General features: G+C 70.2%; 13 protein-coding genes. 1 reads left to right on the forward strand and 12 read right to left on the reverse strand.

The annotated features are described in order from the left end of the window. Positions 1-27: 27 nt before the first annotated feature. The 9 genes from gatB to SSOG_RS13805 form a co-directional block, all read right to left on the reverse strand. On the reverse strand, positions 28-1,536 hold the full coding sequence (gene gatB / locus SSOG_RS13765; RefSeq protein WP_009714832.1) for an Asp-tRNA(Asn)/Glu-tRNA(Gln) amidotransferase subunit GatB: 1,509 nt from the start codon (positions 1,534-1,536) through the stop codon (positions 28-30). A 14-nt stretch (positions 1,537-1,550) separates the two neighbouring features. Then, positions 1,551-1,790: a hypothetical protein gene (locus SSOG_RS13770; RefSeq protein WP_009714833.1), complete on the reverse strand. Its 240-nt coding sequence runs from the start codon at positions 1,788-1,790 to the stop codon at positions 1,551-1,553. Then, on the reverse strand, positions 1,787-3,280 hold the full coding sequence (gatA, locus tag SSOG_RS13775; RefSeq protein WP_009714834.1) for an Asp-tRNA(Asn)/Glu-tRNA(Gln) amidotransferase subunit GatA: 1,494 nt from the start codon (positions 3,278-3,280) through the stop codon (positions 1,787-1,789). The genes SSOG_RS13770 and gatA overlap by 4 nt, the downstream gene beginning before the upstream one ends. Positions 3,281-3,285: 5 nt before the next feature. After that, positions 3,286-3,582, reverse strand: coding sequence for an Asp-tRNA(Asn)/Glu-tRNA(Gln) amidotransferase subunit GatC (gene gatC / locus SSOG_RS13780; RefSeq protein WP_009714835.1), 297 nt, complete (start codon positions 3,580-3,582; stop codon positions 3,286-3,288). 195 nt (positions 3,583-3,777) lie between these two features. Further along, positions 3,778-5,871, reverse strand: coding sequence for a putative bifunctional diguanylate cyclase/phosphodiesterase (locus SSOG_RS13785; RefSeq protein ID WP_039937507.1), 2,094 nt, complete (start codon positions 5,869-5,871; stop codon positions 3,778-3,780). A 303-nt stretch (positions 5,872-6,174) separates the two neighbouring features. Beyond that, complete coding sequence (gene ligA, locus SSOG_RS13790) at positions 6,175-8,397, reverse strand: NAD-dependent DNA ligase LigA (protein WP_009714837.1); 2,223 nt, start codon at positions 8,395-8,397, stop codon at positions 6,175-6,177. Between the two features lie 16 nt (positions 8,398-8,413). Continuing rightward, the gene (locus SSOG_RS13795; protein ID WP_050800309.1) at positions 8,414-9,367 is read right to left on the reverse strand and encodes a methionine synthase; all 954 of its coding nucleotides are present in this window, start codon (positions 9,365-9,367) and stop codon (positions 8,414-8,416) included. Positions 9,368-9,469: 102 nt separating this feature from the next. Then, the gene (locus SSOG_RS13800; RefSeq protein ID WP_009714839.1) at positions 9,470-10,159 is read right to left on the reverse strand and encodes an SDR family oxidoreductase; all 690 of its coding nucleotides are present in this window, start codon (positions 10,157-10,159) and stop codon (positions 9,470-9,472) included. Positions 10,160-10,184: 25 nt separating this feature from the next. Next, positions 10,185-10,829 (reverse strand): TetR/AcrR family transcriptional regulator, encoded by a 645-nt coding sequence (locus SSOG_RS13805; protein ID WP_009714840.1) that lies wholly within the window; start codon positions 10,827-10,829, stop codon positions 10,185-10,187. 138 nt (positions 10,830-10,967) lie between these two features. Here SSOG_RS13805 and SSOG_RS13810 point away from each other — a divergent pair, with 138 nt between their 5' ends. Further along, positions 10,968-11,579 (forward strand): SRPBCC family protein, encoded by a 612-nt coding sequence (locus tag SSOG_RS13810; protein ID WP_009714841.1) that lies wholly within the window; start codon positions 10,968-10,970, stop codon positions 11,577-11,579. Positions 11,580-11,609: 30 nt separating this feature from the next. On the opposite strand, the gene SSOG_RS13815 is transcribed toward SSOG_RS13810, so the two are convergent. Genes SSOG_RS13815 through SSOG_RS13825 form a run of 3 tightly spaced genes read right to left on the reverse strand, consistent with a single transcriptional unit; the run spans position 11,610 to position 13,718 of the window. Next, positions 11,610-11,810 (reverse strand): hypothetical protein, encoded by a 201-nt coding sequence (locus SSOG_RS13815; protein WP_039937509.1) that lies wholly within the window; start codon positions 11,808-11,810, stop codon positions 11,610-11,612. Positions 11,811-11,837: 27 nt separating this feature from the next. Then, positions 11,838-12,395 carry an RloB family protein gene (locus SSOG_RS48385; protein ID WP_009714842.1) on the reverse strand — a complete coding sequence of 186 codons (558 nt, stop codon included), beginning with the start codon at positions 12,393-12,395 and terminating at the stop codon, positions 11,838-11,840. 51 nt (positions 12,396-12,446) lie between these two features. Further along, positions 12,447-13,718: an AAA family ATPase gene (locus tag SSOG_RS13825; RefSeq protein WP_039937512.1), complete on the reverse strand. Its 1,272-nt coding sequence runs from the start codon at positions 13,716-13,718 to the stop codon at positions 12,447-12,449. Positions 13,719-13,742 lie beyond the last annotated feature (24 nt).

The raw sequence follows: 13,742 nt of genomic DNA on the forward strand, positions 1-13,742 counted from the left end.
CGCCGAACCGCATCCAGCGGAAAGCGCTCAGCCCTCGACGCCCAGCTTCTCCAGGATCAGCTCGCGCACGCGCGCCGCATCCGCCTGGCCACGCGTGGCCTTCATGACGGCACCGACAAGGGCACCCGCGGCCGCGACCTTGCCGCCGCGGATCTTGTCGGCGATGGCCGCGTTACCGGCGATCGCCTCATCCACGGCCGCCCCCAGCGCACCCTCATCCGAGACGACCTTCAGCCCACGGTCGGCCACGACCTGATCCGGGTCGCCCTCACCCGCCAGCACGCCCTCAATCGTCTGGCGGGCCAGCTTGTCGTTGAGGGAGCCCTCGTCGACCAGGGCGCACACCCGGGCGACCTGGACCGGCGTGATGGGGAGGGCGGCCAGCTCGGCGCCCTCCTCATTCGCGCGGCGGGCCAGCTCGCCCATCCACCACTTGCGCGCAGCACCCGCATCCGCACCCGCGTCGATCGTCGCGGTGATCAGATCAATCGCGCCCGCGTTGAGCACGGACTGCATCTCGTGCTGCGAGATGCCCCACTCCTCCCGCAGCCGGGTACGCCGCACCCTCGGCAGTTCCGGAAGCGTGCCGCGCAGCTCCTCGACCCACTCGCGCGAGGGCGCGACGGGCACGAGGTCCGGCTCGGGGAAGTACCGGTAGTCCTCGGCCTCCTCCTTGACCCGCCCGGACGTCGTGGAGCCGTCCTCCTCGTGGAAGTGACGGGTCTCCTGGATGATCGTCCCGCCGTCGCCCAGCACCGCCGCATGGCGCTGGATCTCGAAGCGGGCGGCGCGCTCGACGGACCGCAGCGAGTTGACGTTCTTCGTCTCGGAGCGGGTGCCGAACTTGTCGGCGCCGTGCGGCCGCAGCGACAGGTTCACGTCGCACCGCATCTGGCCCATCTCCATGCGCGCCTCGGAGACCCCGAGCGCCTTGATCAGTTCGCGCAGCTCGGCGACGTACGCCCGGGCGACCTCGGGGGCCTTCTCCCCGGCTCCGACGATCGGCTTGGTGACGATCTCGATGAGCGGGATCCCGGCGCGGTTGTAGTCCAGGAGGGAGTGCGAGGCGCCGTGGATACGGCCCGTCGCGCCGCCCACGTGGGTGGACTTGCCGGTGTCCTCCTCCATGTGGGCGCGCTCGATCTCGACGCGGAAGATCTCGCCGTCCTCCAGCTGGACGTCCAGATAGCCGTTGAAGGCGATCGGCTCGTCGTACTGCGAGGTCTGGAAGTTCTTCGGCATGTCCGGATAGAAGTAGTTCTTCCGGGCGAAGCGGCACCATTCGGCGATCTCGCAGTTCAGCGCGAGACCGATCTTGATGGCGGACTCGACGCCGGTCGCGTTGACGACGGGCAGCGAGCCGGGCAGGCCGAGGCAGGTGGGGCAGGTCTGCGAGTTGGCGTCGGCGCCCAGCGACGTCGAACACCCGCAGAACATCTTGGTCTTGGTGCCGAGTTCGACGTGGACCTCGAGCCCCATCACGGGCTCGTAGGTGGCCAGGGCGTCCTCGTACGACACCAGTTCAGTGACGGTCACGGAAAACTAACCTCTCAACCCGCGAGGACGTCGTCGTCGTCCATGCGCTTCAGCTCGCGGACGAGCAGGGCGACGCCGGTGACGATGGCGGCGGCGGAGACCACCGCGTCGGCCAGCTGGAGCTTGTCGTTCTCGAAGCGGGCCTTCTTGGCCTGCTTGATCACGCTGACCGCGCCGAACAGCGAGGTCGCGATGGTCAGGTAGGTGCCGGGCTTGGACTTCTTGAAGCCCTTGGCCTTCTTGATCGCACTCATAGCGACGGTGCCTCCTCAAGCAGCGGGTGGCCCCAGCGTTCGGTGAGCGCGGCCTCGACCGCGGCACCGACCCGGTAGAGCCGTTCGTCGGCCATGGCGGGAGCGATGATCTGCAATCCGACCGGCAGACCGTCCTCCGGCGCCAGACCGCAGGGCAGTGACATGGCCGCGTTCCCCGCCAGGTTCGCGGGAATCGTGCACAGGTCGGCGAGGTACATCGCCATCGGGTCGTCGGCGCGCTCGCCGATCGGGAAGGCGGTGGTCGGGGTGGTCGGCGAGACCAGCACGTCGACCTGCTCGAACGCCTTCTCGAAGTCCCGGGTGATGAGGGTGCGGACCTTCTGCGCCGAGCCGTAGTACGCGTCGTAGTAGCCGGAGCTGAGCGCGTACGTGCCGAGCATGATCCGGCGCTTGACCTCAGCGCCGAAGCCCTCGGCGCGGGTGAGCGCGGTGACCTCCTCGGCGGACTTCGAACCGTCGTCGCCCGCCCGCAGGCCGTAGCGCATGGCGTCGAAGCGGGCCAGGTTGGACGAGCACTCCGACGGCGCGATCAGGTAGTACGCGGCGAGCGCCTTGTCGAAGGACGGGCAGGAGATCTCCACGATCTCGGCGCCCAGCTCGCGCAGCAGCTCCACCGACTCCTCGAAGCGCTGCATGACGCCGGCCTGGTAGCCCTCGCCCGCGAACTCCTTGACCACGCCGACGCGCATACCGCGCACGCTGCCGTTGCGGGCGGCCTCGACGACCGCCGGAACGGGGGCGTCGATGGAGGTCGAGTCGAGCGGGTCGTGCCCGGCGATCACCTCGTGCAGCAGCGCCGCGTCCAGCACCGTACGGGCGCAGGGGCCGCCCTGGTCGAGCGAGGACGAGAAGGCGACCATGCCGTACCGGGAGACCGCCCCGTACGTCGGCTTGACCCCGACCGTGCCGGTCACGGCGGCGGGCTGGCGGATGGAGCCGCCGGTGTCGGTCCCGATGGCCAGCGGGGCCTGGAACGACGCCAGGGAGGCGGAGGAGCCGCCTCCGGAGCCGCCGGGGATGCGAGTGAGGTCCCACGGGTTTCCGGTGGGCCCGTACGCGCTGTTCTCGGTCGAGGACCCCATGGCGAACTCGTCCATGTTGGTCTTGCCGAGGACGATGACGTCCGCGTCCCGAAGGCGCTGGGTCACGGTCGCGTCGTACGGCGGAATCCACCCTTCGAGGATCTTGGAACCGACAGTGGTCGGGATCCCCTTGGTGGTGAAGATGTCCTTGAGCGCGAGCGGAACCCCGGCCAGCGGGCCCAGCTCCTCGCCGCGCGCCCGCTTCTCGTCGACGGCGCGGGCCTGCGCGAGCGCGCCCTCGCGGTCGACGTGCAGGAAGGCGTGCACCTTCTCGTCGACGGCCTCGATACGGGCCAGATGGGCTTCGGTGACCTCGACGGCAGTCAGCTCGCCGGAAGCGACCTTGGCGGCGATCTCCGCGGCGGTGAGCCTGATCAGATCGGTCATGCGGGTCAGTCCTCCCCCAGGATCTGCGGCACCTTGAAACGCTGCTGCTCCTGGGCCGGGGCGCCGGAGAGCGCCTGGTCCGGGGTCAGCGACGGACGGACCTCGTCCGGCCGCATGACGTTGGTCAGGGGCAGCGGATGGGAGGTCGGCGGTACGTCTTGGTCGGCGACCTCGGAGACGCGGGCCACCGCGCCGATGATGTCGTCCAGCTGTCCGGCGAAGTGATCCAGCTCTTCGGCCTTCAGCTCCAGACGCGCCAGCCGTGCGAGGTGGGCAACCTCCTCGCGCGTGATGCCAGGCATGCAGCGATCCTCAGGGTGAGTGTGATGTGTTTTCCGGGGCCAATCCTATGGCGCCCCCCACACCCCGCGCGAAACGCTTTGGCTCTCACACGTTGTGGGCAATCGTTCCGCGGGGCGGAACGGGTGGGCACAACCCACCCACCGGCCCGCACCCGGCACCGAAACCGCAAGGGGCACCCTCGGATCCCGCACCCGCTACGTCACGGGCTGATCGGCGTCTTCCTCCGCGGCAGCGGGCGACGGCTCGTCGCGCCGCCACCCACTCTCCCCCCGGGCCCGCAACCACGCCGTCGTCTCATCCGGCGGCATCGCGGCGGCGACAAGCCACCCCTGCACCGCGTCACACCCCAGATCCCGCAGCCGCTCCCACGTCTCGTCGTCCTCGACGCCCTCCGCCACGACGAGCAGCCCCAGCGAATGCGCGAGATCGACCGTGCAGCGCACGATCTCCGCGTCCTCGTTGTCCACGGCGAGCCGGGCCACGAACGAGCGGTCGATCTTCAGCTCGCTCACCGGCAGCCGCCGCAGATGGACCAGGGAGGAATAGCCGGTGCCGAAGTCGTCCAGGGACATCTTCACCCCGTGCCCGGTGAGCCCGGCGAGGGTGTCGGCGGCCCGCTGCGGGTCCTCCAGCAGCACGTGCTCGGTTATCTCCAGCTGGAGCGCCCCGGCCGGGACCCCGTGCCGGGCGAGGCGCCCGGCGACGGCTCCGGCGAAGCCGGGGGTGTGCACATCGCGCGGCGAGACGTTGACGGCGACCGGCACCTCGAGACCGTCGGCGCGCCAGCGCGCGACCTGGCCGAGCGCGGTCTCCAGCACGTACTCGGTGAGCCGGGGCATCAGCCCGGAGCTCTCGGCCATGGAGATGAACTCGTCCGGCGGCACCTTCCCCCGCTCCGGGTGCACCCAGCGGACCAGCGCCTCCAGCCCGGCGACATGGCCGTCGAAGCCGACCTTGGGCTGGTAGTGCAGCTCGACGTCGCCCGCGTCCAGGGCGCGGCGCAGATCGCCGAGCAGACCGAGCCGGTCGGGGGTGTTGCCGTCGCGCCGCGCCTCGTACAGCTCGACGCCGCTGCGGTCCCGCTTCGCCTGGTACATGGCGACGTCCGCGCGGCGCAGCAGCCCCTCGGCGTCGAGCGCGTGGTCGGGGTAGACGGCGACCCCGGCGCTGGCCTCCAGCACCAGGGTCAGCCCGTCCAGGTCGAGCGGGTTGCCGAGGTCGCCGACGAGGACGCGGGCGCTGCGCTGGGCGCTGGTGAGCGAGTCGGTGGTGGGCAGCAGTACGGCGAACTCGTCGCCGCCGAGCCGCGCGACCTCGGCCCCGCGGGGCAGCGCCAGCCGCAGCCGCTCGGCGATCTGGAGCAGCAGCCGGTCGCCCGCCAGGTGGCCGAGGGTGTCGTTGACCGAGCGGAAGCGGTCGAGGTCCAGCAGGACGAGGGCGGTGCGGGCCCCGGCCCGCTCGGCCTCGTCCAGCGCGGTCCAGGTGCGCTCCAGCAGCCACTGGCGGTTGGGCAGCCCGGTGAGCGGATCGCGCAGCTGCTCCTCGGCCCGCACCCGGGCGATCCACAGCGTGGAGTCGAGGGCGACCAGCGGCACCGCGAACAGCGGGAGCAACAGCGGGGTGTCCCCGGCGACGACGACGATGAGCGGGGCGATGCCGAGCAGCGCGATGCCGACGAGGGCCTGCCGGAAGAGGGCGGTGCGGGCGACGGTGGGCAGTCCTGCGCCGGGCGGGGCGAGGGAATACCACAGCAGGGCGCGGGTGATCGTGAGGTAGACGAAGGCGGCGAGGATCGTCTGCGGGATGGCGGAGGCGTGCCAGGTGTCGGTGTGCCAGGGCTGCTCGACGGACGGGGTGGTGCCGAAGGCGGCGAGGGTGAGGGCGGCCGCGCCGACGCCGAGGATGTCGACCGCGCCGTGCAGGGCCGCCTGCCGCCAGCGGTGCCGTCGGGCGGCGCCGACCAGGACCACCACGGCGAGGCTGACGAGCATGGCGGGCATCCAGCCGTAGAGCAGCAGCGCGGCCAGGGTTAACGCGGCGCCCGAGCCGGTGCCGCCCCACCAGCGGTCCCGGCCGAGGGCGACCAGATGGCCGACGATGATTCCGGTGAGGACCGCGAGCGACCAGCCCACGGTGCCGTCGGGAAAGAGCGCATGGCCCGCGTCGAGCACTCGGAATACTCCGATGCCGAGTGCGAAAGCGGCCATGGCGACCGCGGCGGCGGGCAACGCGGGCAGCAGAAGCCGGCGCAGCCGCGGCGCCGGTGCGGCGCTTTCGGTCGGTTTCATACCCGTCCCTCTCACAGCCGGCGGTGCCAGCGCCACGGCAGGCGCACACCTCAACAGTAGGCGGCAGAAGGGCATGGTGGGCGGCGATCGGCAGCGGTTGCCCGAATGCCGCCCGACGATCCATAACCTTCTGGTATGCGCTGTAAGGGTGATGCCCGCTGGCTGTGCCCGGGAAGTGCTCCCAGTCGTATTCCGGCCAGCTTTGCGGGGTCATCGCACCGAAGATGGCCGGACTACTGCGCCGGACGGGTGACTTGACTACTCCTCGTAAGCTCCTCGCACGCTCTTCGACTACTCCCGGGACTACTGCTCGGGCTTCTCGTCCGCTCCCTCCGCGGACTCCTCCGGAGGTGTTACGGCGGCCTCGCGTGCGGCGTCGGGGCCCTGTTCGAGGAGGACGGCAAAACCGTCGTCATCGAGCACGGGGACCTTCAACTGCATGGCCTTGTCGTACTTCGATCCGGGATTGTCGCCGACGACTACGAAATCAGTCTTTTTCGAAACAGAGCCGGTGACTTTCGCACCACGGTTCTGTAGTGCCTCCTTGGCACCGTCCCGGGTGTGTGATTCCAGCGTGCCCGTGACCACCACGGTCAGCCCCTTGAGCGGCAGCGGGCCCTCGTCCGCGCCCGCTTCCTCCTCCAGGCGCACGCCGGCGCGCCGCCACTTCTCCACGATCTCGCGGTGCCAGTCCACGGCGAACCACTGCTTCACCGAGGCGGCGATGATTCCGCCGACGCCCTCGGTGGCCGCCAGCTCCTCCTCGTCGGCCTCGGCGATCCGGTCCAGCGAACGGAATTCGCGGGCCAGCGCGGCGGCCGCGACCGGGCCGACATGACGGATCGAAAGGCCGGTGATGATCCGGGCCAGCGGGCGCTGCTTGGCGGCCTCGATATTGGCCAGCATCGCCAGGGCGTTCTTCTTCGCCTCGCCCTTCTGGGTGGCGAAGAAGGTGACGACCTTCTCCTCCCCCGTCTCCGGATCGCGCTTGGGCAGCCCGCTGTCCGGGTCCAGCACATACGACCGGATGGGCAACAGTTGTTCGATCTTCAGATCGAACAGATCGCCCTCGTCCCTCAGCGGCGGCTCGGCGGGCTCCAGCGGCTGGGTGAGGGCGGCCGCGGCGACATAACCGAGGTTCTCGATGTCCAGGGATTTCCGCCCCGCGAGATAGAAAATCCGCTCGCGCAGCTGCGCCGGGCAGGACCGGCTGTTGGGACACCGCAGATCGACATCGCCCTCCTTGGCGGGCTGGAGCGGGGTCCCGCACTCCGGGCACTCGGCGGGCATCACGAATTCGCGCTCGCTGCCGTCCCGTAGATCGGCGACCGGACCCAGGATCTCCGGAATGACATCGCCCGCTTTACGCAGCACGACGGTGTCACCGATCAGCACACCTTTGGCCTTGACTACGTCCTGGTTGTGCAGTGTCGCGAATTCGACCTCCGATCCCGCGACTGTGATCGGTTCAACCACCGCATAAGGCGTCACCCGCCCCGTGCGCCCCACACCCACCCGGATGTCGACCAGCTTGGTGTTGACCTCCTCGGGCGGGAACTTCCAGGCGATCGCCCAGCGCGGCGCCCGCGAGGTGGAGCCGAGCCGCCCCTGCAACGGGATCTCGTCCAGCTTGATGACCGCGCCGTCGATCTCGTGCTCCACCGAGTGCCGGTGCTCGCTGTCGCCATAGTGCGCGATGTACTCACGCACGCCCTCGATCGTGTCCACCACCCGGAAGTGGGCCGCGGTCGGCAGCCCCCACTCGTGCAGCAGCTCGTACGCCTGCGACAGCCGGGCGATGTCGAAGCCCTCGCGCGCCCCGATGCCGTGGACCACCATGTCCAGCGGACGGCTCGCGGTGACCTTCGGGTCCTTCTGACGCAGCGAACCCGCCGCCGCGTTCCTCGGGTTGGCGAACGGCGGCTTCTCCGCCTCCACCAGCCGCGCGTTCAGCTCCTCGAACGCCTTCCGGGGCAGGAAGACCTCGCCGCGCACCTCCACCAGCGCCGGGACACGGTCGCCCGTCAGCCGGTTCGGGATCTTGGCGATGGTCCGCACGTTGGGCGTGATGTCCTCGCCGGTGCGCCCGTCGCCACGGGTCGCGGCGCGGGTCAGCCGCCCGTGCTCATAGGTGAGGTTGACCGCGAGGCCGTCCACCTTCAGCTCGCACAGGAAGTGGTACGCGCCGGTGCCCAGCTCCTTGGCGATGCGGTCGGCCCAGGTCCCCAGCTCGTCGTCGTCGAACGCGTTGTCCAGGCTGAGCATCCTCTCCCGGTGCTCGACCTCGGTGAACTCCGTCTCGTACGCACCCGCGACCTTCTGCGTGGGCGAATCGGGCGTCCGCAGCTCGGGGTGGTCCTCCTCCAGCGCCTCCAGCCTGCGCAGGAGCCTGTCGAACTCCGCGTCGCTGACGATCGGGGCGTCCTTCACGTAGTACCGGAAGCGGTGCTCCTCGACCTGCTCAGCGAGCTTGGCGTGCTCATCCCGTGCCTCCGTGGGCACTGTCGACTGCTGTTCGCCGGCCACCGTGTCGTCCTCCCAGTCACTCAGGGTTGTCCGCGAGCGATCTCGCCGCCCGGACACAGTGGGCCAGCGCGGCGCGCGCGTACGCGGGTGAAGCACCCGCGAGCCCGCACGACGGCGTGATCACCACGGACTCCGCGAGAGTCCCCGGTGACAGCCCCAGCCTGCGCCACAGCGTCCTGACACCCCTGACGCTACCGGCAGGGTCCGACAACGCGGTGTCGATGCCGGGGACGGCGCCGATGAACAGCGACGTCCCGCCCTCCACGGCCTCCCCGATCGCCTCCTCCTCACGCTCCGTGAGCAGCGAGAAATCGAACGAGACCCCGCTCGCCCCCGAGCGCCGCAGCAGCCCGAACGGCACGTTCGGCGCGCACGAGTGCACCACCACCGGCGCCTGCGCCGCCGCCACGAGATCCCGCAGCGCGCCCTCCACCACGCCCCGGTCCACCGCGGCGTGGGTGCGGTAGCCGCTGGCGGTACGGACGGTTCCGGTCAGCACCGCCGTCAGCGACGGCTCATCCAGCTGGAGCACCACCTCGGCACCGGGCACCCGGCGGCGCACCTCCGCCAGATGCGCGCGCAGCCCCTCGGCCAGCGAGGCCGTCAGATCGCGGCAGGCACCCGGGTCGCTCAGCGCGACCTCTCCGTTCCGCAGCTCCAGGCTCCCGGCCAGCGTCCACGGCCCGACGGCCGACACCTTGAGCGCCCCGCGGTGGCCCTGGGTGAACTCCTCCAGCGCGTCCAGGTCCTCGCCGAGCCAGGACCGCGCCCGCCGGGTGTCCCGCCCCGGCCGGTCGCTGATCCGCCAGCCGCTCGGCTCCACATGGGCGTACACCTCGACGAGCATCCCGGCGGTCCGCCCGATCATGTCCGCACCGGGCCCCCGTACGGGCAGCTCCGGCAGATACGGCAGCGCCTCCAGCGACCCGGTGACGGTCTTCGCGGCCTCCCGCGCGTCGTCCCCCGGCATCGACCCGACCCCGGTCGCGGCCGCCGCGCCCCAGCTGTGCTTGTTGGTCTTCTCGCTCACCCCGAAAGCCTATGGGGTGACGGGCGTACCGACCGACGGGCGTCAGCCGCGGGGGCGGACCTGGAGGTCGGTGATCTCCGCGTCGCGCGGCAGGTCGAGGGCGGTGAGGACGGTCGTCGCGATGGTCTCCGGAGCGATCCAGCGCTCCGCGTCGTACTCCTTGCCCTCCTGCTGATGCACCTTCACCTGCATCGGCGTCGCCGTGCGGCCCGGGTAGACGGTCGTCACCCGCACGCCGTTGCCGCTCTCCTCCCAGCGCAGCGCGTCCGCCAGGGCCTTCAGCCCGTGCTTGCTGGCCGCGTACGCGCCCCACTGGGCGTTGGCGCGCAGGCCCGCGCCGGAGTTGACGAAGATGACGTGGCCCTCGCCCAGCCGGAGCTGCGGCAGGAGCAGCCGGGTCAGCTCGGCGGGGGCGACGAGGTTGGCGGCGAGCTGCCGGTTCCACGCCTTGGGGGTCAGCTCGCCGATCTCGCCGAGGTCGACCACGCCCGCGATGTGCAGCAGCGAGTCCAGCCGGTCGGGCAGCGACTGGTGGCTCAGCGCCCACGACAGCTTCTCCGGGTCCGCCAGGTCACCGACGACCGTATGCGCCCCCGGGAACTGCCCGGCCAGCTCCTTCGCCCGCCCGGCATCCCGCGCCAGCAGCCACAGCTCGTCGCCCCGTTCGGCCAGCCGCTCGGCCACCGCCGTGCCGATGCCCGAACCTGCCCCAGTGATCAGATGCGTTCCCATGCCCCCAGCTTGCCGTATCGCGTCATTACGCGAGCAGGTCGTCCAGTTCGGACGCGAACAGCTCGGCGGGGTCGATACCCATCCCCGTGAAGTGGCCCCCGAGTTCCAGGGACAGCACGCCGTGCATCCGGGTCCAGAAGGCCAGGGCCCGGCGGAGGGCCGCGGGCGGGGCGGGATGGGGGTCGGCCCACTGGCGGTGCTCTTCGAGGTGGGCGTCGAGCCGGGTCGCGGGGGCGTCCGTCGGCAGTGCGGCAAAGCCGTCGAGCAGGGTCGCCATGATCTCGGACGCGATCGTGGTGACGTCGTCGGGCGCGTGGTAGCCCGGGACGGGCGTGCCGTAGACGAGGAAGTACCGCTGGGGGTCGGCCAGGGCCCAGGCGCGCAGGGCGTGCGCCACCGCGGTCACGTCGGCGCCGGGCTCGGCGGCGGCCCGGACGGTGTCGGCGAGGCTTCGGTAGGCGTCCCTGATGAGGGCGGTGATCAGCTCGTCCCGCCCGGCGAAGTACCGGTAGAGCGCGGGTCCGCTCATGCCCATGTGCTTGGCGATCGCGTTGAGGGAGAGCCCGGACGCCCCCGCCGTGGCGATCTGCTCCCACGCGCGTTCCTTGATCTCCGCGCGCACCTGGGCGCGGTAGCGCTCGCGCGGGGTCCCTGCGCCCGGTTCCGCCATGCTCTGCCGCCTTTCCCCGCCTACTACAAGCTCAAGCTTGAGTTTGAGGCTATCACGAACGCTATTGACACCCCGATCCGCACTACGTTAGAACTTCTTACGACAACGAGAGCACATAACCGCAAAGGAAGAGACCCCATGCCGAGCATGCGCCGGTTAGCGTTCGCGATCCCGCTCGCCGTCGCCGCCGCCACCCTCGGAGTGGCCGCCCCGTCCGCCCAGGCCACCCCCGCCGGTTCGTCCACGTGCCGTGGACAAGGCGTCGACCCCGCCGCGCAGATCCGCTATCAGACCGACACCGTGATCAAGGCACCGCTGAGCACCGTCTGGAAGCTCCAGACCGACGTGGAGCGCTGGCCCGCCTGGCAGGCGCCCGTCCTCACCATGAAGCGCCTCGACCCCGGCTACCTGCGGAAGGGTTCGCAGTTCCGGTGGACCACCCCGGCGCAGGCCACCCCCACCACGCCCGAAACCACCCTGACCATCACCTCGACCGTCCGCCAACTCCGGCGCGGTGCCTGCATCCTGTGGAAGGGACCCGCGATCGGTGACGGCCTGCGCATCGACGAGGGCGTCCACCTGTGGACGTTCACCAAGGTCGAGGGCGGTGTGCGCGTCCACACCGAGGAGACGTGGACCGGCGATCAGGTCGAATCCAACGTCCCCATGGCGACCGAGGCCCTCGGCGCGGGTCTCGAACAGTGGCTACGTGACCTGAAGGCCACCGCCGAGGCCCGCGCGCGTCAGTGAGGGCGGATCAGGCCGCCTCCAGGTACGTCATCAGTCGTCTTCGCCGTCGATCTCCAACGCGGCGAGCAGCCGCCACACGTCGGAGGACGGGTCACGCTTGAGGGGATCACACCCGCCAGCATGACCGCTGGAGTTCGTCCATTCCTCGTAGGAGTGGGACTTCTTCACATCGAGGGGGCCGTTCTCGTCGGAGATCTTGGCCTTGCACTGCCCGTACGGGCAGGCGTTCACCAACTCCCGGGCGTTGCGTATGGCGCTCTACACCCGGCCTCGGCCCAGCAGTGACTCCGCCCGCTGTCCGTCGAGGCCCTTGCCCCGTTCGCCGGAAGCGCGGTCGTACTCCTTGAAGCCCTTGGCGTCCTTGTGCTGGCGGAGCTGCTTCTTGATCTCACCGTCGAGTCCGCTCTCCGGGCTGGTCCACGGCTTGAAGTGGAGCAGCAGCCAGAGCTCGAAGGACGGGTGGGACAGGGCCACCTGCACGCCGTTCTCGGCGGCCTTGCGCATAGCCCGCGGGATCTCGGCGTCACGGTTGTCTGCGGCGTCCCGATCGAAGAGCACCCACTTCTCGTCGTGCGGCCCGGCCTCTTCCAACACTCTGTCGACGGTCGCCATAGGCCGGAGACCGCCGGCCGCTCCCATCAGGACAAGCCTGAAGGAAGACTTGCCCTCACGGGTGCGGTAGGCGCGTTCCAGCAGTTGAAGGTAGTCCTTTTCGGTCTTCTCGCCCTCGTGCGCTACGTAGACAACCCGCTGAGCTCTGTTTCCCGTACGCGCCGACCGCCCCACGAGGCGACCGGGGAGACTCTCCCGGTTCACGCCGCCGCTTACGCCGCCCGCCGTTGTCCTGTTGTCCTCCCCGCCCCCTGCTCACGCTGTCGCCCTCAGCTCCTCTTCCACTCTCGCCAGCTCGTTCGCGATCTCTCCGGTGACGAGCTGGGGAATCCCCCCGTAGTGACCCCGGAGGTAACGGCGTTCAAGAGGCTCTTCCTTGCGGGCCTTCGCCGCGGTCAGTGGATACAGCTCGGTCTCCCCGCCCCGGCTCTTGACCGTGATCCACACCTGATCCCGGTCGAGCGGACGCTGGGCGGTCGCGTTGCCGAGCAGGGTCGCGTCATGGGTGGTGAAGATGAGCTGGGCGGCCAGTGGATTGGCCTTCCCGTCGTGGAAGAGACGGATCACCTCCGCCGCGAGCAGCGGGTGCAGGCTGGCGTCCAGTTCATCGACCAGGAGTGAGCCACCACGGTCCAGGGTGTACAAGAGCGGGCCGAGGAAAGCGAACCAGGCATGGGTGCCCCGGGACTCCTGACCCCAGAAGTCCAAGGGAATGCTGCCCCCGCCAGGGGCCCGGTGCAGCAGACGGACTTCACCGCTCTCGGGGTCGTGGTCCATCCCGGTAATGCCGAGGTCTGCCACGGCGAGCAATCTCGTCAGCCGTTCCCTCAGTCTCTTCCCCTCCACGTCGGAGCGGCCGAGCTGTTTGCGGGTCCAGTGGGTGCGGTCCTCAGGGTCAACCGACCACAGGTTGTCGACAAACCAGCGGTGAAGGGCGGAGAGCTGCGGATGGTTGAGGGTGGCCGCGACCGTGAGGAAGAGGGCGTTGGGCCTGGTGAGGGCCGTGGCTTCATCCTTACGGCCGCGGAGCCCGCTGCCGGGGAAATGGAACTCGCCACCCTCGTCCTCCGACCTCCCGGCCTCCCGGTCGAACCAAATCTGGCGACGCCCGGAGGGATAGGCGTGGAGCCATTCCGCTTCTACTCGCTGGTCGGACACCTCGAACCCGTAGGTATAGCGGGTCTGGGTGCGGCCCAGGAGCAGCTCGATTTCGAAGAGACTGGTTTCCTCGCGGGCCGCGGGGTCGAGCGCGAACGGCTCGCGAGGAACGGCATCCGGCTCCTTGCCCCAGTCGGCGAAGGACGCGAGTACGGCCGTTCTCATGAATCGCAGGGCCTCCAGCGCGTTCGACTTGCCCGAAGCGTTGGAGCCGAAGATCCCGATCGCAGGCAGCACGGACACAGGCTTGCCCTCGAACCGGGCGCCCGTCTCCCGGCCCGTACCGTCGTTGAACTCGGTCGCCACCAGCGACAGCTCTTGCTCGTCGCGGATCGACCGGTGATTGGCCACCCGGAAGCTGAGCAGCACGGCATCCTCCTCGTGAGGCGGTGC

Source organism: Streptomyces himastatinicus ATCC 53653 (genome assembly GCF_000158915.1).
GTDB classification, from domain to species: Bacteria; Actinomycetota; Actinomycetes; order Streptomycetales; family Streptomycetaceae; genus Streptomyces; species Streptomyces himastatinicus.